At 52.7% G+C, this 21,098-nt stretch carries 15 protein-coding genes; 7 read left to right on the forward strand and 8 right to left on the reverse strand.

What is annotated here, in order from left to right; genetic code table 11:
- Positions 1-126 precede the first annotated feature (126 nt).
- Entirely contained in the window at positions 127-516 is a 390-nt protein-coding gene (locus LQ229_RS23700) for a GNAT family protein (protein ID WP_230193076.1), read from the forward strand.
- A gap of 73 nt (positions 517-589) precedes the next feature.
- Entirely contained in the window at positions 590-748 is a 159-nt protein-coding gene (locus LQ229_RS27380) for a nucleotidyltransferase domain-containing protein (RefSeq protein ID WP_356711834.1), read from the forward strand.
- Between the two features lie 21 nt (positions 749-769).
- Here the strand turns inward: LQ229_RS27380 and LQ229_RS23705 are convergent, their stop codons facing one another.
- Complete coding sequence (locus tag LQ229_RS23705) at positions 770-2,146, reverse strand: HAMP domain-containing sensor histidine kinase (RefSeq protein ID WP_230193077.1); 1,377 nt, start codon at positions 2,144-2,146, stop codon at positions 770-772.
- The gene (locus LQ229_RS23710) at positions 2,143-2,823 is read right to left on the reverse strand and encodes a response regulator transcription factor (protein WP_230193078.1); all 681 of its coding nucleotides are present in this window, start codon (positions 2,821-2,823) and stop codon (positions 2,143-2,145) included. Before LQ229_RS23710 ends, LQ229_RS23705 begins: the two co-directional genes overlap by 4 nt.
- Positions 2,824-3,066: 243 nt before the next feature.
- Here LQ229_RS23710 and LQ229_RS23715 point away from each other — a divergent pair, with 243 nt between their 5' ends.
- From LQ229_RS23715 to LQ229_RS23725, 3 genes are read left to right on the forward strand one after another with little or no spacing between them, the layout of a single operon-like run.
- Positions 3,067-4,377: an SPFH domain-containing protein gene (locus LQ229_RS23715; RefSeq protein ID WP_230193079.1), complete on the forward strand. Its 1,311-nt coding sequence runs from the start codon at positions 3,067-3,069 to the stop codon at positions 4,375-4,377.
- A gap of 4 nt (positions 4,378-4,381) precedes the next feature.
- Positions 4,382-5,122, forward strand: a complete 741-nt coding sequence (locus LQ229_RS23720; protein WP_230193080.1) for a DUF677 domain-containing protein — start codon at positions 4,382-4,384, stop codon at positions 5,120-5,122.
- 16 nt (positions 5,123-5,138) lie between these two features.
- Positions 5,139-5,930 (forward strand): hypothetical protein, encoded by a 792-nt coding sequence (locus tag LQ229_RS23725; protein WP_230193081.1) that lies wholly within the window; start codon positions 5,139-5,141, stop codon positions 5,928-5,930.
- A gap of 593 nt (positions 5,931-6,523) precedes the next feature.
- Here the strand turns inward: LQ229_RS23725 and LQ229_RS23730 are convergent.
- Genes LQ229_RS23730 through LQ229_RS23740 form a run of 3 tightly spaced genes read right to left on the reverse strand, consistent with a single transcriptional unit; the run spans position 6,524 to position 9,166 of the window.
- Positions 6,524-7,378, reverse strand: a complete 855-nt coding sequence (locus tag LQ229_RS23730) for an SDR family oxidoreductase (RefSeq protein WP_230193082.1) — start codon at positions 7,376-7,378, stop codon at positions 6,524-6,526.
- The gene (gene uxuA, locus LQ229_RS23735; RefSeq protein WP_230193083.1) at positions 7,375-8,463 is read right to left on the reverse strand and encodes a mannonate dehydratase; all 1,089 of its coding nucleotides are present in this window, start codon (positions 8,461-8,463) and stop codon (positions 7,375-7,377) included. Before uxuA ends, LQ229_RS23730 begins: the two co-directional genes overlap by 4 nt.
- Before the next feature lie 25 nt (positions 8,464-8,488).
- A complete protein-coding gene (locus LQ229_RS23740) occupies positions 8,489-9,166 on the reverse strand; it encodes a GntR family transcriptional regulator (protein WP_230193084.1) in 678 nt (225 codons plus the stop codon).
- A gap of 107 nt (positions 9,167-9,273) precedes the next feature.
- On the opposite strand from LQ229_RS23740, the gene uxaC reads away from it, so the two are divergent.
- Entirely contained in the window at positions 9,274-10,686 is a 1,413-nt protein-coding gene (gene uxaC, locus LQ229_RS23745) for a glucuronate isomerase (protein ID WP_230193085.1), read from the forward strand.
- A 510-nt stretch (positions 10,687-11,196) separates the two neighbouring features.
- Here uxaC and LQ229_RS23750 read toward each other — a convergent pair.
- The 3 genes from LQ229_RS23750 to LQ229_RS23760 are packed head-to-tail and all read right to left on the reverse strand — an operon-like array spanning position 11,197 to position 13,566.
- On the reverse strand, positions 11,197-12,603 hold the full coding sequence (locus LQ229_RS23750) for a nucleoside recognition domain-containing protein (RefSeq protein WP_216537016.1): 1,407 nt from the start codon (positions 12,601-12,603) through the stop codon (positions 11,197-11,199).
- On the reverse strand, positions 12,581-13,315 hold the full coding sequence (locus tag LQ229_RS23755) for a FeoB small GTPase domain-containing protein (RefSeq protein ID WP_216537017.1): 735 nt from the start codon (positions 13,313-13,315) through the stop codon (positions 12,581-12,583). The genes LQ229_RS23750 and LQ229_RS23755 overlap by 23 nt, the downstream gene beginning before the upstream one ends.
- Positions 13,312-13,566 carry a FeoA family protein gene (locus tag LQ229_RS23760; protein WP_216537018.1) on the reverse strand — a complete coding sequence of 85 codons (255 nt, stop codon included), beginning with the start codon at positions 13,564-13,566 and terminating at the stop codon, positions 13,312-13,314. The genes LQ229_RS23755 and LQ229_RS23760 overlap by 4 nt, the downstream gene beginning before the upstream one ends.
- A gap of 767 nt (positions 13,567-14,333) precedes the next feature.
- Here LQ229_RS23760 and LQ229_RS23765 point away from each other — a divergent pair.
- Positions 14,334-21,038, forward strand: coding sequence for an immunoglobulin-like domain-containing protein (locus LQ229_RS23765; RefSeq protein WP_230193086.1), 6,705 nt, complete (start codon positions 14,334-14,336; stop codon positions 21,036-21,038).
- The last annotated feature ends 60 nt before the right edge of the window (positions 21,039-21,098 follow it).

Below are 21,098 nucleotides of genomic sequence, written 5' to 3' on the forward strand. Positions count from 1 at the left end.
TGAAGTAGAGCTACGTGAGATAGTCCCAGCATAACTGTAACTTTATGGATATTAATGTTGCTTAGGAAACCTTTTCGGTCCAAGGGACTTTAGCGCTTTAATGTTAAATAGTTTATTTTCGTACAAATGGTTGGGGAGGCGCAAGGAGATGCGAACAAGCATCCGATCGTCATTACGGCCGATTCCGTACCGGTAGGCTTCTTCGTGTTAGTATCCGGCGAGCGGGTCAAAGAGTATACCGTCAATCCCAATGCGTTATTATTGATCGCTTTCTCCATCGATTATCGCCGGCAGAGGAAGGGCTACGCCAAACAAGGCCTCGAATCGCTTCATCGTTTCGTGCCTGCGCATTTTCCGGGAATCGATGAGATCGTGCTGTCCGTCAACCTCAGGAACGTTGCCGCCCAAACTCTATATGCCAAGGCGGGTTTCGAAGACCGCGGAGGCAGGAAGACAGGTCCGATCGGAGAGCAGAAAATTATGCATCTTCGTCTCAGAAAATACTGCGGATTGTAGCAAGAACTGAAAATGAATTTGCTCCATTCTTCGCGGAATTATTCCGAAGGTTGTAGAATCCGTAAAGAACTTTTTGGCCAAGATTTCCTCTGAGATTCCCGTTAAAAAAGCAGTTCTGTTCGGGTCATATGCAAAAGGAACGTTCGATGAAGAAAGCGATGTCGATTTAGCTGTGTTTTCAGATTATTTTGAAGATAAATCAAGGGCTGTCCTTATACAATTGCGATTGTAGGACAGGTATATGAACGGAACATTACAAATAAGGCAGCCGCACCGTGAACGTCGTGCCTTTGCCTAATTCGCTCCGCACTTCCACGCTCCCTTGATGGAGTTCGACGATTTTTTTTACAATGGACAGCCCCAATCCGCTGCCTGCGCGGGAACGGTTTCGGGCTTTATCCGCTTTATAGAACCGGTCGAATACATAGGGCAGTTCCGATTCGGGGATGCCAACTCCCGTATCGCGAATGCTCACCGCAATGTGCCGATCCACAGCCATGCCGATCGAGATGATCCCTCCCGGTTCGGAAAACTTGATACTGTTCGTCAACAAATTCAACCATACATGATACAATAGTTGCCGGTCGGCGGAGACGATGATTTCCGGCATGTCCGGCTCCACCGACAATCGCTTCTCCGTCCATTGCCATTCCGTCACGATCAACACTTGCCGAATTTGTTCGTCCAGTCGGAACCGGGTCCGCTTCACGACGTTATCTTCTTTGTCCAGCGCAGCCAAGGTTAATAGCTGTTTGCTTAGGGAAGACAATCGTTTGCTCTCTTCCTCAATAATTTGCAAGTAGCGTTCCGCTTCTACCGGAGTCGTCTCCTTATTCAGAATCGATTGGGCAAACCCTTGAATGGACGTTAGCGGAGATTGAATTTCATGCGACACATTGGCGACGAACTCCTGCCGCATTTGGTCAAGCTGTTGCAGCGACGAGGCCATATGGGTGAAATGACGGGCCAAATTGCCGATCTCGTCCTTTCGGGTTACATCCATTGCGATCCGGTAATCCCCGCCGACAATTTTATTCGTTGCTTCCGTTAACTTCTTCACGGGCTTGACAATATAACGGGTAAAAATGACGATGAAAATGAGGCTGAATAAAAAAGTAAATCCGAGGAGCAGAGCAAGCAAAATTCGCACTTCCCCGATTTGCTGTTCCAAATTCGGTCGAATAAATAAGGCGTACTTCACCCCGTTCGCCTCAAGCGGAAGACCGACGCTATTGCGGATGCTATTCTCGAAGAAGCCGATAACCGTCAGCCAACGGACCTTTTTCTCCATTCCATGATACGTTTCTCCCGCCAGCACCCGGCGGATCTGCTCCTGCTCGAATTGCTTATGTTTGAAAGGAGCGCCGTAAAAAGCGCCTTCCATCCGTTCGTCCACGGCATAGATTTGAAATCCCATGTTTGCGACATGAGCCAAATAATTGTCTAAATCGAGATTAGGAGTTTGCTCGAACAGGGTCCGGATTTCTTTGCCGATATTCCATATTTTTTGCTCGTGATAAGATTTCATATAAGACATGTAATATACGTTCGTCAGGAGGAGGGCAAGCATACTGCTTACGATGGCGATGAGAACGAAGGTGACGACGATGCGGAAATAGAGCGTCCTCATCTGACGGGAACCTCAAGCTTATATCCCAGACCGCGGACAGTGCTGATCACAAAGTCGCCGGTTCGGTCGTGGAACCGTTCCCGCAAACGTTTAATATGCACGTCGATCGTACGGCTGTCCCCTTCATAATCCGCGCCCCATATCAATTGCAGCAGCTGCTCCCGCGTAAAGATCCGTCCCGGATGGCTCGCCATTTGCGACAGCAGCTCAAATTCTTTTAACGGTATCATCATCGTATCGTCCCCGATTCGAATTTCATAGCTTTTGCGGTCGATCAGGACGCCGTTCAGCCGGATCGTTTCCGAAGAGACTATGTTATACCTCCGCAGCAGCGCCTTGATGCGGAACAGCAATTCTTTCGGCTCGAACGGCTTGACGATGTAATCGTCCGTTCCCGAGTGAAACCCTTTTTCTTTATCGTCCAACTCGCCTTTGGCGGTGAGAAGGATAACGGGAATATCGTAATGCTTGCGAATCATGCCGCAAAGCTCCAAACCGTCCTTCCCGGGCATCATGACGTCGACCACGGCCAGATGAACCTGCTCGTTCTCAAGCAAGCGCATCGCTTGTTCCCCGTCTTCGGCTTCGACTGTCCAATAGCCTTCTTTGTTCAAAATAAACCGCAGCAGTTCGCGAATATGAGGATCGTCATCCGCCACTAGAATATGAATTCTCATTGTGCACCTACTCCTATTTTTATGATCTATCATTCGACATCTCGATGAAGATTATACCAGAGGACCGTACGGCAAATGCAAATCGGACGGAAGGCTGCGGCCGGATGTTCGATCGTCTCGAAAGCTATCATTTATTCATGATTTTTACCGAAAATAGCAACTTATCATTCCACATTGCGTAGGAAACTAGTAAAATATACATATGACTTCAGGTCGGGGAATATTGCCAGAGGAGGATGTGCAGTGGCTATTATCGATGTCGTTAAATACGACGGTCCTGCCAATGTTTTCGCTTGGAAGCATCCGAATAGCGAATTAAGCACATGGACGCAATTAATCGTCAATGAAACGCAAGAAGCGGTCCTGTTCAAGGGCGGGGAGGCCCTGGATCTGTTCGGCGCGGGGAGGCATACGTTAAGTACGCCCAATATACCGTTGCTGCAATCGTTGATCAATATACCTTTCGGCGGCCGGTCGCCTTTCGCCGCGGAAATATGGTTCGTTAATAAATTGAACACGCTCGATATTAAATGGGGAACGGCTTCGCCGCTGCAGCTTCAAGATCCGAAATATAACGTCATTTTGCCGGTTCGATCTTTCGGACAGTTCGGTCTCCAGATCGAAGATGCGCGCAAATTTTTGCTGAAATTGATCGGCACGCTTCCTATATTCGACAAGGAGGCGATGACGAAATATTTTCGCGGCGTGCTGATGATGAATATTCGCGAACTAATCACTTCTTATATCGTACATAAAAGAATCAGCATTTTGGAAATGAACGCTTTCATCGGGGAAATTGCCAGCCATGTGATGGAACGGAGCGCTTCTGTTTTTGCGGAATACGGCGTCCGTTTGCTCGATTTCTACGTCGAATCGATCAATGTACCGGATGACGACCCGGCTACCGCGCGTTTGAAGGAAGCGCTGGCGAAAAAAGCCGAAATGGATATTATGGGTTATACCTATCAACAGGAACGCACCTTCGATACGTTGGAAGGCGCCGCGCGCAACGACGGTATGGGGGGAGGCGTCATGAATGCCGGCATGGGACTCGGCATGGGGTTCGGACTGGGCGGCAATTTGGGCCAAGTCATGTCGATGTTAACGAATCAATTCCAGGTACCGTCCGGTAAGAGCTGCCCCAGTTGTCATGCGATGAACGAAGGGGAGGCCCAATTTTGCGCGAGTTGCGGCTACCGTTACGCGCCGCCTGCCGCGGCGCAGACATCCGCTCCGCAAACGGTGACATGCAGCCATTGCGGCAATTCGATGCCTGCGAGGGCCAAATTCTGCCCGCATTGCGGAGATTTATATTCCGCATGTCCCAAATGCGGCGCCGATAATCCGGAGAACGCCGCGCGTTGCGGCCAATGCGGCACATCGCTCGGCCCGCAAATCAACTGCCATAGTTGCGGCGAACCGCTGAGCGGCGAAGCCAAATTTTGCATGAATTGCGGAACGAGCACATCGCTTACATGCAGCCGATGCCAACACGACATCAAGCCGAATCAAAAATTTTGTTTGGAATGCGGCAATGATTTGAGTAGGGGGTAGCGGCATGAACAAAGATCGGAGTTATTTAGCCATTTGGAATACGGTTTATATTCTGGCCGCAGCATTGACCGTTGCGATCGTTCTATGGATCGGGCTGCCGTTTGGGCGCATTTACAATTTAATGATCTCAATAGGCGCGCTGATTGTGGCGGAGTCGGCGATCTACGGCGTCATTCTCTATTCCTTGCTTCATTCCCGGCGTTTTCAGAAACAGGTTCCGGGATTTCTTGGTTACGGCACGGTGGCCGTCTTGTATTTTCTTGCCGCTTTCGTGATCGTCTTGTTATTTTCGCCTTTTCATTCGGTCTTTTCGTATTTCATCATTCATGCCATCGCTTTTATGGCGGCAGCCATTTTGTTCGGCGTTGTGGCCGTATGCGTCAAATATATTGAACGCCAAGAGCAGGACACCAAGGTGCAAACCCAGCTTATCAAGGAGATGCAGCTGACGATTTCGGCCGCGAAGCGGAATCTGGAGATGTGCGATGTGAAGCAGAGCGATTTGCTCCGCAAGCTCGTTCATCAATTGGAGGAGAAGGTGAAATACAGCGATCCGGTAACTCATGCTTCCTTGTTCGAGACGGATCAGCTTCTGCTTGAACAGATGCGCGAACTGGAGGATCGTTTCCGTTTGCTCAACGAGGTGGAGGAACCGTATGAAGAAACGGCCAAGCTCGGACGGTCGATCGAACATATCGAGCATTTGCTGGAGCAGCGCAACCGGCGGCTTATTCAATTAAAGTAAAAAGTGGGGGAGTTATGTGATTCTTTACCGGGTCATTGTCGGTATTTTATGCGTAGTCGGTTTTATTGCTTTTTTTCCAATCGGACTGGCCTTGCTGCCTCTTTTGTTCTTTCCGGTTCGCAAAGGAAAGCGGATGGACGAATTGAAAATTGTCGGGAGCGTCTTCCTTGTCCTCTATATCGTAGGATGCATATTCTTCAAGGCGAGCGAACCGGAAGAGGATATTGTCACCATCGGGATCGGTTTAGCTTTTATTCTTTGGATTCCCGGGCTCATTTTCTTTATTGTCGGCAACGCAAGAGAGAAGAGGAAGCTGGAGAAGCAACATATTTGGTACCATCAAGCGATTACGATGCATGGCGTGCGCTCCGTCCCCGCGCTGGCCCAAATGGCCGGCTTGAGCGTACAACAGGTTGCGGACGACTTGAAGGAAATGATTCGGACGCAAAAATTGTTTGGAGCGACGATCGATGAAACGGCGGGCACGATTCATCTGTTCAACGATCAAAGACCAAACGTTGCTGGAGGAAACGATATGGGGCGAAACAATGCTGCAATGAACAATGTTGCAACGAACAATGCGGGAGCAAACGTTTGGGGAGGGACCGGTTTTGTGAGGCGAACGGAGACGGTGACGCAGACACAGACACAGACGCAGTCACAGACGACGACATATTATTCCTCGAATGGCGTCGGACCGGCCCCGCGCACTCCCGTGAACGTCAATTGCAAAGGATGCGGCGCGAGCGCCCAAGTATATCCCGGCGAGAATAAACAATGCGAATATTGCGGCTCATTGGTGCAGTAATATGCGTTACAGAAAGCTGCGGTCGTTGCGATCGCGGTTTTTTTGCTGTTCGCGCCCGATCGAAATTCGCTTAGGGCTGCAATGTTCGCGGTCCCGGGAAGGTCTTATTTTCCTCTCGATTGTGTTACAATGGAAAAAATTGTTTTTCGGGGGGCTGGTTATGGGATTGTTCGTGACAGGCGTCGTTTTGCTTGTTGCCTGGATATGTTCATCGCGTGTCGTTGTTCTAACGGGAACGGGCGAGTGTAATAAAAAGCCGGAAGGAAGGGCTGCAATGCCTTTCTTTCCGGCTTTTTTAGGGGGTTGCCGCCCGAAGTGCCATCATTAGCGGTAAAACCCGGAGCTATTTTTCTTATATCAAGTAAAAAATGTAAGTTAGCGGTATTTTGCGGAGTTAATCTTGAGCGGACTTGACGAATTCATTGATCTGCAAAAGATTAACGCCAACTTTTACCGTTAATGTTCATATAGAGTGCGGGAGCGATTAATTAACTCCACATTTTGGCGCTATTCGCGCCGGAACAGTGACGCGCTCTTCCCGTTCGCGCGCAGATCGCTCGCAGTTACATAAAAGTAACGCGACGGCCGCAACGCTAGACGCCCGAGTATGCCATAAAGCCCCCGTCGACGGGGACGGTAATGCCGGTGACGAAGCCGGACATGGACTCGTCCGCCAGCCATAGCAGCGTGCCGAGCAAATCTTCCGGCTTGCCGAAGCGGCGCATCGGCGTATGGGCGATAATTTTCCGGGAGCGGTCGGTGAGCGATCCGTCCTCGTTCGTCAGCAGCTTCTTGTTCTGCTGGGTCAAGAAGAAGCCGGGCGCGATCGCGTTCACGCGGATGCCGCTTTCGGCCAGATGGACGGCAAGCCACTGCGTAAAGTTGTTGATGGCCGCCTTCGCTGCGCTGTAAGCGGGAACTTTGGTCATCGGCGAAGGGGCGCTCATCGACGAAATGTTGATGACGGTCGCTCCTTGTTTATGCAGCATTTGTTTGGCAAAGATTTGCGTCGGGATCAAGCTGCCGACCATATTCAAATCCAACACATTGCGGAAACCGTCTACGCTGATATCGAAAAATGTGGTGACTTCCGGATTGTCCAAGTCCTCCAATGTAAAAATTTCGTTCGTCGTATTCGCGCTCGGATGATTGCCGCCGGCGCCGTTGATCAATATATCGCATGAACCGAGCCGGTTCAGCACCGTTTCGGCCGCTTGCCGGACGCTGCTCGGGTCCGTGACGTCGCAGGCGACGGCGATCGCTTCCCCTCCGTCCGCTTCGATTTCTTCCACGACCGCACGGCCCTTGGTTTCCGTACGGTTTAGAATCGCGACGCGGGCGCCTTGCCGCGCCAACTCCAACGCCATCGCCCGGCATAATACGCCGGCACCGCCCGTAACGACGGCGACTTTGCCCGCAAGCGAACGATGTTTGGCTAGTTCCGTCATACCGGCGCCACCTCCGTCATGCCGGCTTTCTTTTTCCGGTACGCATCCCATAAGCCCCATAAATACATGATGCCGAGCGCCCTGTCATACAGCCCGTAGCCGGGTCTGCATTGTTCGCCCCAAATATGTCTGCCGTGATCGGGACGGGCGAACCCATCAAAGCCCAAGTCGTGATAAGCCTGAACGACGCCCGCAATATCGACGGTTCCGTCTTCGGTCCGGTGCGAAGTTTCGATGAAATCGCCGTTCTCGTATACGCGTACGTTGCGGATATGCGTAAACGGAATGCGGTCCGCAAATTCGCGGATCATCGCGATAATATCGTTATTCGGATTGGCGCCGAGCGATCCGGTGCATAACGTAATGCAGTTATAAGGGCTTTCATGCATTTGCAGGTACCGGCGTATATTGTCTTGGCCCGTAATTATGCGCGGCAAACCGAAGATCGGCCATGGCGGATCGTCCGGATGAATGGCCATTTTAATGTCGTGTTTGGCGGCCACGGGAATAATTTCGTCGAGGAAGTATTGAGCGTTCGCCCATAGATGCTCCTCGGTGACGCCCCGGTACGCCTCGAACAATTCCGTCAAATATTGAAGCCGCTCCGGCTCCCAACCCGGCATCGTCAGGCTGGAATTTTCGTTAATTTGCTTCACAAGTTCGAACGGGTCGATGTTGTCGATTCGGCTTTTCTCATAGAAAAGCGCCGTTGAACCGTCGCTCGTTTCCTTATACAGATCGGTGCGAAGCCAATCGAATATCGGCATGAAATTGTAGCAGATCACTTTGACGCCGGCTTGGGCCAGCTTCTCGATCGTTTTTTTATAGTTTTCGATATACTTGTCCCGGGATGGAAGCCCAAGCTTGATATCTTCGTGGATATTAACGCTTTCCACAACTTTAATATGCAGGCCGGCCCGGTCCGCCGCCGTTTTGACCGCCATAATTTTGTCCATCGGCCATTCTTCTCCGGCAGGGACGTCATGCAAAGCCCATACAATGCCTTCCGTGCCCGGTATTTGTGTAATCTGATCGAGCGTAACCGTATCGTTCCCTTCGCCGAACCATCGAAATACCATCTTCATGAATGACACACCTCCGCTTTTGCGCTTACTTGAAATAAGTAGGGAATTTTTGCTTTAACAACGCCTGATCTTGGATCGTCAAACTCATATGTTCCTTCATTAGCCGCTCCGCCCGATCCGCATCGCGTTCCCGAATCGCTTCCGCCATATGAAGATGCTGCAAATACAAGTGATCCCAGTGATGATCGGCAGCGAGCCTCAGCATGCGGCTCCGGTTCAGATGCGCATTAATCTGCTGCATGGCCGCCCATGTATTGCTTTTCCGGCATCCCTCGAATAGCGTCCGGTGAAAGGCTTCGTCCAGTTCGAACATTTTGCGGTAATCCTGTTGAACGATGCATGCGTTCTGCTCGGCGAGGTTCGTATCGAGTTCCGCAAGCCTGTCGTCGGGGAAGCTCTCGCAAGCAAGCCGGATGACCGCCTTCTCCAACTGTTCGCGCATAAATCTTGCTTCCTCGACCAGTTCCGGATCGATCAGCGATACGAAGGTGCCGCGTTGAGGGTAAACTTCAAGCAGCCCTTCCTGGGCCAGACGAACGAAGCTTTCCCGTACCGGCGTCCGGCTGACACCGAATTTGAGCGATATTTCTTTTTCCGAGATCGCAGTGCCGGGGGCTAACTCGCAGAGCAAAATTTGCTCTCTCAAGGTTAAGTAAACGGCGTCCCGGGTCGAGACCGGCTGCGGCTTCACCGAAAAGTTCATTTGTTCACCTCCGCGACAGCAATTTGATACTTCCATACTACCATACAAGTGTGGTAGCATGGAAGTATCAAATTGCAAAATGATTCTAATCGTTAGGAGGGAAGGCAATGGCCCCATTGATTCATGACGATTGGCTGCTTCAGAACGGCAGCGCACGAATTTTGTTCCATGACTATGCGAATCGTATGCCGATTTACGATTTCCACAGCCATTTGAACCCTGCGGAGATCGCCGGGAATAAGCAATTTCGCAATATGACGGATATTTGGCTTTCCGGAGATCATTACAAATGGCGGGCGATGCGTTGGCTCGGCGTGGAGGAACACCTCATTACAGGCGAAGCGTCGGATAAGGACAAGTTTCTCGCATGGGCGCGCTGCGTTCCGCAAACGGTTGGGAATCCGCTTTATCATTGGACGCATTTGGAATTGACGAGGTACTTTGGCGTGACGGAGCTGCTGTCGGCCGATAATGCGGAAACCGTCTGGGAGCGATGCAATGAGCGGTTACAGGACGATTCTATGCGGACTTGCGGCATTCTGAAACGGTTCGACGTCAAAGTCGTGTGCACGACGGACGATCCGGCCGATTCGTTGGACGACCACCGCGCCATTCGGGCAAACGATGCGATCGAAACGGTCGTCGCACCGACGTTCAGGCCGGACCGGCTGCTGGATATCCGCAACGGCCAATTCGCGGATAGCGTCCGCAAGTTAAGCGAAGCGGCGGGGGCGCCGATCTTGAATTACGAGCAATTTATCGCTGCATTGGGCGCGCGCATTCGTTATTTCCACGAACAAGGCTGCCGTTTGTCGGATCATGGCTTCGGCGAATTTCCGTTTGTTATGGGCGAAGAAGGGAAAGCGGCCGTCATCTTCGGCCGCGCGCTGCAAGGGGAGGACATAACCGCCGAAGAAGCGGGAGTGTTTCAAACAAGGACGCTTCTGGAGCTTGGGCGGTTGTATCATGCGCAAGGCTGGACGATGCAGCTTCATATCGGGGCGATCCGGAACAATAATGCGAGGATGTTCGCACAAACAGGCAAAGACAGCGGCTTCGACTCCATACTCGATTTTCATATGGCTCGCACTTTGAACGGCTTCTTGAACGAGTTGGACCGCAGCGGAAACTTGCCGAAAACGATCGTTTACACGTTGGACCCGAATCAATATGAAATGATCGCTTCCGCGATCGGCAATTTTCAAGCGGCCGGCATCCAAGGGAAGATTCAACTCGGTTCGGGTTGGTGGTTCCACGATCAGAAGGAAGGAATGCTCCGGCACATGAAGGCGCTGGCCAGCATCGGGCTGATCGGCACATTTGTCGGGATGCTGACGGATTCGCGCAGCTTCTTGTCGTTTACGAGGCATGAATATTTCCGCAGGCTGCTGTGCAATCTGTTCGGCACATGGATCGAAGAGGGCGAACTGCCGCGCGATTATCCGTTTATCGGCAGCATTGTTGAGAATATTTGCTATCATAATGCGAATCGTTACTTTGGCATCGGATCGTCCGAATGACAGATGAAATAAGAAGGCAGGCTCGATTGCGGAGCCTGTCTTTTTTATATGTCAAAACGCAGCATGTATAAAATACAACATTCCAGCCTGCCAACGTTGTTTTATTCGCCTTATGTTGTACAAAGTACATCATTTTCAGCAAAAACGGGCCGTTTCAGGCGAAATTCCTGTATGTTGTTGCACGAAATACAACATGACAGCCCATCATCGGCTCATACCTTCCATGATGTTGTATAACGTACAACATGAACCTACGGTAAGCAACGTCTTTTGCGGCTAACGGATCCATGGGACGCTATCTGAGCAACATTGAGACGTTTCAAAATGTAACGGAAATGAGAAACCTTATTTACGGTGCTTCGTCCAATTTTCGCTAGAAAAGCAACGAATAAGTGCGCTGAGATCCGTTAGAATTCGCAAGCACCGCTTTTTTCCACTTTAAGGTCTTCCAGTTCCGTTACCCATTTTGCCGGCACGATCACACCGCGGCACGCGGCGGCTCTACAGTCGCTACACCCAGCCTAGCGCTCTAACCGTTTGGGCGACAACGAAAGTGACGGCGATCGCGATCGACAGCGGGATGACCGCGGAAAGCACGGTCCACTTCGCGCTTTTCGTCTCTTTATAAATATTAAAGAGCGTCGTTCCGCAAGGATAGTGGAGCAAGGAGAAGAGCATCATGTTTAGCGCCGTCAGCCAAGTCCAGCCATGCTGCAGGAAGATGCCTTTAATATTGTCGAGCCCGTCGGCATCGACCATCGCGCCCGAAGACAAATATCCCATCAACAAAATCGGCAGCACGATTTCATTCGCCGGCAGACCGAGTATGAAGGCCATCAAAATAAATCCGTCAAGACCGATCGCATGGGCGAACGGATCGAAAAACGCGGCCATATGGTTCAGCACGCTGTCTCCGCCCACATATATATTTCCTAATATCCAGGTAATAATCCCGGCCGGCGCGGCTACGATCACCGCACGCGTCAGCACGTTTAACGATTTGTCCCGGGAAGAGAGAAGAATCGTTTTCCATATTTGCGGACGGCGGTACGGAGGCAGTTCCAGCGTGTAATGGGTCGGCACGCCGCGCAATGCCGTTTTGGACAATACCCAGGATACGGTCAACGTGACGACGATGCCAAACAGCACCATCCCCATCACGACGAGGGCGGTTGCGAAAGTCTGCAATCCGCTGGCGACGCCGGCCGCCATAAATAGCGACGACAGCAAAATGAGCGTAGGCCAGCGCCCGTTGCAGGGCACGAAGTTGTTCGTCAGAATGGCCAGCATGCGTTCGCGTGGCGATTCGATAATGCGCGTCGACAAAATCGCAGCGGCGTTGCAGCCGAATCCCATGGACATCGTGAGCGCCTGTTTGCCGTGGCCGCCCGATTTTTTGAACAAACGATCCATATTGAACGCGACGCGCGGCAAATACCCGAAATTCTCCAGCAGGGCGAAAATCGGAAAAAAGATGGCCATCGGCGGCAGCATCACGCTAACGACCCATGAGGTTCCGCGGAAGAAGCCGAGGACAAGAACGCCATGCAGCCATTCCGGCGCGTTCAGTGCTTGGAAACCGGCGGTCAGATACCCTTCGACAATTCCGAACAGGCTGGCGATCCAACTGGAAGGATAATTTGCCCCTGCAATCGTAATCCAGAACACGATCCCTAATATTGCAAGCATAATCGGGAAGCCCCAAATTTTGGACGTGACGATTTTGTCCAAGCTGTACGTGGCGGCCAATTTGCGTTTATCTTCGTAACGGACGGCTTCTTTGCATATATCGTGCGTCGTCCGGTAAATATCGCTGACGATGCCGTCCCGAATCGCATCCCCGTCCGCGGCGTTTCGCGCCAGGCCGAGCAGCGCATCGAGCGGGTCGGGCGAATTAGTGGCAAGCGGTGCGCCCATAGCCGACAACCTCCTCCGCGACGCGTTTCTCATGCGTTCCGTTTATTCTCGCCTTGATCGAGTCCAGCAAGCTTTCGTCGCCGTCCAGCAGACGAAGCGCGATCCATCTCGTCGGAAACCGGGTGCCGAGCTGTTCGCGAACGATCGGCTCGAGCTCGGCCAGCTTGCGCTCGATAGCGTCGTTATATTGAATTTGCAGCGGCGACGGAACGATCGCGCCCGATGCGACTTGTTCCATCCGGTCGAGCAGATCGTCGATCCCGATTTTGTTGCGTGCGGAAATAGCGACGACAGGCACGCCGAGCCGCTTGCCGATTTGCGCAATATCGATTCGAATTCCGAGCCGCTTCGCTTCGTCGATCAGATTGATGCAAACGACGACGCGGTTCGTCATTTCCATCACCTGCAGCGCTAAGTTCAGGTTTCGTTCCAAGGAAGTGGCATCCAGCACGACTACGGTTACGTCCGGCTGTTCGAAAATGATATAATCCCGCGCCACCTCCTCGTCGGCGGAGTTGGAGTAAAGAGAATAAGTGCCGGGAAGATCGATCATGCGGAAAGTCGATTCGCCGCGGACGAATTCCCCTTCCGCCATGTCGACCGTTTTGCCCGCCCAGTTTCCGGTATGTTGGCGAAGTCCCGTCAACGTGTTGAACAACGTGCTTTTTCCGGTATTCGGATTGCCCGCCAATGCGACGGTGTATCGATTCATGGATGCTCGCCTCCTATCGTTTCCCCATATATTAGAGAGCTTTCTTCCTTGCGCAATGCGATCGTCGTATTATTCACCCGAAATGCGATCGGATCGCCAAGCGGACTTTTCTGCAGCACGGTGACGACATTGCCCGGGACGAATCCCAGATCGAGCAGCCGTCTGCGCAGCACGCCCTGGACATCGATGCGGTTCAATCGCAGTTCGGTTCCAATTTTCGCTTCGGATAACGGAATTGCGGATAAAGACATCAAGCTCATCCTCCTGTTTTCCCTAAAGACAAAATGTTTACTTAAGGCAAGTTTTAAGCAACAATAGATCATTGCTTCCTATAACTTAGTATAGGTCAATAGTGTTTCCTTTGCAACAAAAATTTTCCCTAAAGCAACATTGGCGTTCGGTTTCAAGCTTCTCCTGCCGCATTGTAGTTTCATTATACGAAGGGATGGCTTCGGATGATGATTGGCTAAATAAAAATATTCGATAAAGGGCCAGTTTCATAAATCCCGAGCATGCGGCGAAACGGTTCTAAAAAAGTTTGAGCCTAAATGCCTCTTTTTTCCGCGCCGTCACCAAATATGACCGACAGGGCGTTTATGAAAATGAAAGATGAAGAAACGGAGCCGCTCACTTGAGCGGTTTTTTTCATAGAAAAAAATTAAACTTTTCGCGCAAAAAAACGAACTTTCTCCCCGCTTGTTGCCGCCCGCCGCAAAATGATCTAAATATAATGAATGTTTTCCGTAAACGATTCTATTCAAGTTCCCGTGAAAGCGCTATATACTCGGGTTACGCCACGGCAATGCTGCGGGGTTGCAACGATCGTTCGGCGAATTGCGGAAGAAAAGGGGAGGATGACCGTCATTATCGAATGGCTATGCGGGGTACGAAGCGAGGACGGAGACAAAGAAGAGAAGGCAACAAAGGATAGGAAAAATTGGAAGCGCTGTCAAGGTATTTCCGCAACAATGCGGATGATCCCGAGGAGAGCGAAAACAAAGGAGGGTATAAGCGGAAGATGAGAAGAAAAAGCTTGTTGTCGTTCGTGTTGGCAATACTCATTGCAATGACATCTTTGACCGGTTTTTCGCCGCAGCTCGTTTTTGCGGTCGATCGGGAAGCTATCGTAACGGCTAATGACAGTGACGGCCAGTCGGTAACCGAATCCGTATACGACCTTGAGGAGTTGCCGGTTGACATGGCAGGACTTATGGAAATGGAGACGCAGATATCCGGTTCAACTCTGATTCTTCATTACGACATGAGAACGGCGGAGCAATCCGGCGGGCAGCTCGTGATGAAAGACGTTTCGGGCAGCGGTTTTGACGGATTGTTCAAAAACGCGGAGAACGGACAATTCGTCCACGATGACAAAGCGGGATTCGTTTCCTTCAACGGAGGAGGCGCTTCTTCGCGCAGCGGTTATATTGAAATTCCGAAAGGACGCGACGGCTCGGATGTGTTAAGAGGGCTTGACGACGTCACGGTATCCGCCATTGTGAATTGGGACAACGACGGCCAGAACCGTTGGTTCTTCGGATTGGGAACGGTTACGGACGATGCGGAGAACGGCAATAAATACTTTTTTGTCACACCGCGTCACGGCAACGGAAACGTTATGGCGACGGGGGTTTCCAAATCGGGCTGGAGAAACGAGGCGCTAATTAAAGGCGCAGAGGCCTTGCCTGCGGGAACGTGGAAGCTGGTAACCGCGGTATATTCCTCGTCCGCCGATACGATCTCATTGTACGTGGACGGAGTAATGACCGTCTCCGGTTCGGCCAAAGGGATCAAGTTGGCGGATTTGATCGATCCTACTGCCGGCTTTTCCGGATTTATCGGGAAATCGATTTTTAAGAACGACAATTATTATAAAGGCAGCGTCGGGGATTTTCGTATTTATAGCGGCGCTTTGACCGAACAGGAAATAGCCGGTTTATATGCGGAAGCTGCCGGAACGATTGCCGACATCCGCCAATTGGCTATGGAAGATGCCGCCGCTTCGCTCGATATGGAGGCTTATTTAGGCGCGGGCGACGAAAGCGCGGAGGCGGTGACGAAACATTTGTCGCTTCCGGCCAAGGGCAAACATGGCACGAATATCGCCTGGACGTCAAGCAACGAGGAAGTGATCGCCAATAACGGCACGGTCACCCGGCCGGGGGCGGATGCGGCGGACGCAACGGTCGAATTGACCGCGCATCTGTCGTATGAAGAGCTTGCCGCTGCCAGGAAGTTTACGGTGACGGTATTGAAGGAATTCTCGGACGAGCAGATCGTCGCCGCGGATGCGGCCAAGCTGTCGATTCATAATGCCGAGAATATTAAAGGCAATATCGGTCTCGCGGCCGTCGGCGAGAACGGATCGACGATCGTCTGGGCATCGAGCGATCCGCAGATCGTCAAAGGAACGGCCGAAGCGGGCGCGGCGGGAGACCCGAAGCTCGCGGGAAGAGTGACGCGCCCGGCTGGCGATACGCAAGTGACGTTGACGGCGACCGTTGCCAAAGGGAGCGCCGCGACGCAGAGAACGTTCGATATTACGGTCAAGGCGTCGCCTGAAGCGATCGATTACGACGCTTACTTTTTTGCCTATTTCACGGGGGAATACGAGGGCGGAGAAGAAATCTCGTTCGCGACGGCGGAAGATCCGTTGAAATGGCGGTCGCTGAACAACGGTCAATCGATCATTCAGTCCACGATGGGCGAGCGGGGTTTGAGAGACCCGTTTATTATCCGTTCCCCCGAAGGGGATCAATTTTATTTGCTTGCGACGGATTTGAAGATGGGCGAGAGCACCAATTTCGATCAGGCCCAAATTACGGGAAGCCATTCCATTATGATTTGGGAATCGGACGATTTGGTAAACTGGAGCGAGCAAAGAATGGTCGAGGTCGCCCCGAAGAAAGGCGGCAATACATGGGCTCCGGAAGCTTTCTATGACGAGAACACCGGGGATTACGTCGTATTCTGGGCCTCGTCGATGAAAGTAGAGGATACGTACGGCAAATATCCGAACGGAAGGCCTGTGGGTCAATATAATGTGATGTATTATGCGACAACCCGGGACTTCTACACCTTCTCGGAGCCGAAGGTTTATACCGACGAAGCGTTTCCGACGATCGACACGACGATGATCGAGCATAACGGCACACTGTACCGATTCACCAAATCCGAAGTGGGCTATAAAGTCTACTACGAGAAAGCGGACAACATTTTCTACGATAAAGACGGCATTGCAGGGAACGGATACCAATTCGAACCGATCGCGGGCACGAGAAACGGAATTCAGGGCATGGTCGGCCATGCCGGCAACAACGAAGGGCCTACCGTCTTTAAAGATTTGCGCGAAGACAAATGGTATATGTTCCTCGATTCCTGGCCGTACCATGTGCGCGTCTCCACCGATCTGGAAGACGGTTCGCAATTCATGAACAATCTTCTTCCCGCTTCGGACTATGGGCTGCCGCCCGGCCCGCGCCACGGAACCGTCATCCCGATTACCCGGGCGGAATACGACGCGTTGCAGTTGGCATACGGCAAGCCGGGACCGGCTCTTTCCGAGGACCCTGTCGTCCATTACACATTCGATCCGGACGATGTCGAGGGACAAACCGTGAAGGATGTGTCCGGCAACGGATATGACGCCGCTTTGGTCGGCGGGGCTAAGATTGTGACAGAGGACAAGGTCGGCGCCTCGGGCGGATCGGTGGAGCTTGACGGCAGCACGGGCTTTGTGGAATTGCCTCCCAACCTGATCAAGGATCTGAATTTGGAGGCCATGACGATCGCAACATGGGTGAAGGCGGACAAAAATCAGGGGAATCAAAGAATCTTCGATTTCGCTTCGGAAACGGGTAGAGCCGTGAACCGGAATACGATGTATTTAAGCACGCAAGGAGATGCCGGCGGATTGGAGTTCGCGATCGTGACGCCGTTTACGGAGAAGTTCGCCAACGATTCGTCTACGCTCGGCGCCGCCTACAAATATGCGCTTCGCGCTCCGAGGTTGGAGGCGGGCGGTTGGCATCATGTCGCGATGACGATTGACGGCTTTGACGCGGTATTATTTGTCAACGGCCAAGAAGCGGCCAGAAGTTCGGTCTATAATGTCGAGCCGAGAATGCTGTTGGAAACGACAGTGAATTATATCGGCAAATCGCGCAAAGCGGGACAAAGCTTGTTCGACGGCAAATTCGACGAATTCCGGATCTACAACCGCGCTTTGTCCGGGGAAGAAGTCGCAACGCTTGCCGACCAGGAAACGAAGCCCCCGGTGGATCCCCCGGTGCTGGCGGATCCGATCTTGCATTACGACATGAGCCTTATTGAAGGAACGAAAGTCGTCGATCAAGCGGGCAAGTTTGACGGCACTTGGATCAACCCGGAGAATGCGGTTTTGATGAAGAGCGATAACGCGGGTGCGATCAGCTTTACGGGAAGCAAGGATAAGGCGTCTTATATCGAAATCCCTCAGGGCGTGTTAGACGGATTAACCGATATGACCGTTTCCGCCTTGGCGAACTGGAACGGCGCGAACGAAGCGGAATGGGTTTTCGCGTTTGGCCAGGATCAGAACAAATATATCTATGTAACGCCGAAGCGGAATTCAGGCGACCGTTCGGCCCGTCTCGGACTGGGGATTACAAGCTGGACCAATGAAGCGGGGGCCAATGCTTCGACAGGCTCTTTGAAATCCGGCGAGTGGAAGCTGGTCACGGCGGTCATGTCGGGAACCGAGAATACGCTGACCTTATATGTTGACGGCGTTGAAGTCGGATCGGGATCGGCCAATGGCTACACGTTGGCGCAAATTAACAATAACGGCGGCCGAAGCGGTTTTATCGGCAAATCTTTCTATGCGGCAGACCCTTATTTCGGCGGAATGATCGCGGATTTCCAAGTGTACGGCAGCGCGTTAACCGCCTCCGACATTCGGGCTCTCCAAACGGAAGCCGGCCGGAAAATCGCAGCGATGGACGATCTTGTTCTCCATTATGCGGCGGAACGGCTCGACTACGATGATTTTATCGGCGACAACGCAAGCAAGGATGAAATCACGGGCGATTTAGCGCTTCCGGATCGCGGCGAATACGGGACGACGATCGCGTGGGAATCGCGGGATGCGGACATTATTACGCATACGGGTAAAGTTAACCGCCCGTCCGCGGATGAAGGCAATCGGGCGGTCGTCCTCGTTGCGACTCTGTCCGACGGGAAACGTGCGGTGACGAAGGAATTTACGGTCACCGTGTTAAGGAAGCCGACGGATTTCGAAGCGGCCAAACTGGATGCCGAAACGCTGATCGTCCGCAACATTCATGACGTAAGAGGCAATCTTACGCTGCCGCAAGCCGGCGCTCACGGTTCGGTTATATCCTGGAGCTCGGAATATCCCGGTATCATTACGCCGACCGGAGAAGTGACCCGCCCGGCGCACGGCAGCGGCGACGTTGCGGTAAGGCTGACGGCGACCATTACGGCCGGCGGCGTGACGGTAACCAAGGCGTTCATCGCGACCGTTCGGGAAATGCCGGTAGAGGAAGAATATGCGGGATATGCGTTTACGTATTTTACCGGCGAGGGGTATGCGAACGGCGAGCAAATCTATTTCGCGTTAAGCGAAGGCGACGATCCGCTGCATTGGAAAGAGCTGAACGGCGGCAATCCGGCGCTTACGTCCGATTTGGGCGAGAAAGGATTGAGGGATCCGTTTATGATCCGTTCGCCGGAAGGGGATAAGTTCTATCTCATTGCGACGGACCTGAAGATTTACGGGAATGGAGATTGGGATCGCGCCCAGAGATATGGCAGCCGATCGATCATGGTTTGGGAGTCGACGGATTTGGTCCATTGGTCGAACCAGAGAATGGTGGAGGTCGCGCCGCCGGAAGCGGGATCGACGTGGGCGCCGGAAGCGTTCTACGACAAGTCGACAGGCGAATATGTCGTCTTCTGGGCTTCCAAGCTATACGATAATCCGAACCATAGCGGCAACAGCTACCATCGAATGATGTACGCCAAGACGAGAGATTTCTATACGTTTACGGAACCCGCCGTCTATATGGATTACGGATACTCGGTCATCGATACGACAATGATCGAACACGACGGCAAAGTTTATCGCATTACGAAAGACGAGCGCAGCAATACCTCGTCGTCTCCGAACGGCAAATTCGTGTTCCAGGAGGCCGGCGATTCGATCTTCGACCCGAACTTCGTCCTGTTGAAAGAAGGAATCGGCAAAGGTTCCATCCGGCAAGGCGAAGGGCCTACCGTATTTAAAGCGAACGGAGAAGACAAATGGTACCTGTTCATCGACGAGTTCGGCGGCAGAGGATATGTGCCGTTCGAAACGACGGATTTGTCCTCCGGCGTTTGGACGATGTCGAGCGGTTACGAATTGCCGTCGCGCCCGCGCCACGGAACGGTGCTGCCCGTAACGCAGTCCGAATACGATCGGCTAAGCGCGCAAGTCCCTGGGGTCGAGGAGCCTCATCCGGGCGTTCGAGTCGAGAGCGTAACGTTGGACCGGGAAGAAGCGGAGCTTGCGATAGGGAAGGAATTGCAGCTAACGGCGACGATTTCGCCGAGCAATGCGGACGATCCGTCCGTCGTATGGTCGAGCAGCGACGAAACGGTAGCGGCTGTGGACGCGGCGGGCAAAGTTACGGCGCTGAAGGAAGGCATCTCCTATGTCAGTGTGACCACGGTGGACGGCGGCTTCACGGCGATCGGCAAAATCGTCGTCAAGCAAGACGCAACGCCGGAGATCATTCCGGTCACGGGCGTCGCGTTGAATCAAACGAAAGCGTCCTTGCGGGAAGGAGCGCAGTTGCAGTTGACGGCAACGGTCTTGCCTCAAGACGCAACCGACAAAACCGTGACATGGGCGAGCAGCGATGAAAAAGCGGTGACGGTGGACGCAACCGGGAAAATAACGGCATTGCGCGCGGGAACCGCCACAATTACGGTGACGACGGCTGACGGCGGTTATCAAGCCGAATGCGTAGTGACGGTAGAGAAACGTTCGTCCGGCGGAGGAGACGGCGGATCCGGCTCCGGCGGCGGAGGCGGTACGACAGGCAGCCAGCCGGATTCGGCAGAGGATAAGGCGGAGGAACAGGAGCCTGAGCAAGAGTCCGGACAAACGCCGGAGCCGGGCAGCGAACCGGAAACGCCGCCAGTGAGAACCGAATTTGCCGACACGAAAGGGCATTGGGCGGCCGGCTATATTGCCAAACTGGCAAGCAACCGCATCATGGAAGGCTACCCTGACGGCACGTTCGGACCGAACCGCCCGATGAGCAGAGCGGAACTGATTGCAGTCATTTGCAGATTGCTCGGGTTGGAAGCTGTGCAAGGAGAATTCGCATTTACGGATACCCGTCCGGACGCATGGTATGCCGGATTTGCCAATGCGGCGCATGAAGCGGGAATTGTGCAAGGGTATGCGGACGGAACGCTGCAGCCGAACCGCAATGTGACGCGGGAAGAAGCGTTCGCGATGTTGTATAGAGCGCTGAACAAGCGATTGGAAACTTCGAACCGCGAAACCGTTCGCTTTGCCGATCACGATGACATTTCCGCTTGGGCGAAGGAAGCGGTTCAAGCGCTGGTGCAAGCGCAAGCCGTCAAAGGTTATCCGGACGGCACGCTTCAACCGAAAGGCCATATTACCCGTGCCGAAGCGGCGGCGGTACTGATATATTTTTTGCCATAACGTAACGACAAGAAGATGGGCTGCCCGTAAATCATCGAAGATGATCTCCGGGCAGCCCCT

It is taken from the genome of Paenibacillus sp. CECT 9249, assembly GCF_918697855.1.
In the GTDB taxonomy this organism is placed as follows: domain Bacteria; phylum Bacillota; class Bacilli; order Paenibacillales; family Paenibacillaceae; genus MSJ-34.

Bases quoted from the DNA above. Each gene is read 5' to 3' on its own strand.
- LQ229_RS23700 (WP_230193076.1), top strand. From the start codon at position 127: ATGGTTGGGGAGGCGCAAGGAGATGCGAACAAGCATCCGATCGTCATT.
- LQ229_RS23705 (WP_230193077.1), bottom strand. From the start codon at position 2,146: ATGAGGACGCTCTATTTCCGCATCGTCGTCACCTTCGTTCTCATCGCC.
- LQ229_RS23730 (WP_230193082.1), bottom strand. From the start codon at position 7,378: ATGACGGAACTAGCCAAACATCGTTCGCTTGCGGGCAAAGTCGCCGTC.
- LQ229_RS23750 (WP_216537016.1), bottom strand. From the start codon at position 12,603: ATGGGCGCACCGCTTGCCACTAATTCGCCCGACCCGCTCGATGCGCTG.
- LQ229_RS23740 (WP_230193084.1), bottom strand. From the start codon at position 9,166: ATGAACTTTTCGGTGAAGCCGCAGCCGGTCTCGACCCGGGACGCCGTT.
- LQ229_RS23760 (WP_216537018.1), bottom strand. From the start codon at position 13,566: ATGTCTTTATCCGCAATTCCGTTATCCGAAGCGAAAATTGGAACCGAA.
- uxaC (WP_230193085.1), top strand. From the start codon at position 9,274: ATGGCCCCATTGATTCATGACGATTGGCTGCTTCAGAACGGCAGCGCA.
- uxuA (WP_230193083.1), bottom strand. From the start codon at position 8,463: ATGAAGATGGTATTTCGATGGTTCGGCGAAGGGAACGATACGGTTACG.
- LQ229_RS23710 (WP_230193078.1), bottom strand. From the start codon at position 2,823: ATGAGAATTCATATTCTAGTGGCGGATGACGATCCTCATATTCGCGAA.
- LQ229_RS23720 (WP_230193080.1), top strand. From the start codon at position 4,382: ATGAACAAAGATCGGAGTTATTTAGCCATTTGGAATACGGTTTATATT.
- LQ229_RS23765 (WP_230193086.1), top strand. From the start codon at position 14,334: ATGAGAAGAAAAAGCTTGTTGTCGTTCGTGTTGGCAATACTCATTGCA.
- LQ229_RS23755 (WP_216537017.1), bottom strand. From the start codon at position 13,315: ATGAATCGATACACCGTCGCATTGGCGGGCAATCCGAATACCGGAAAA.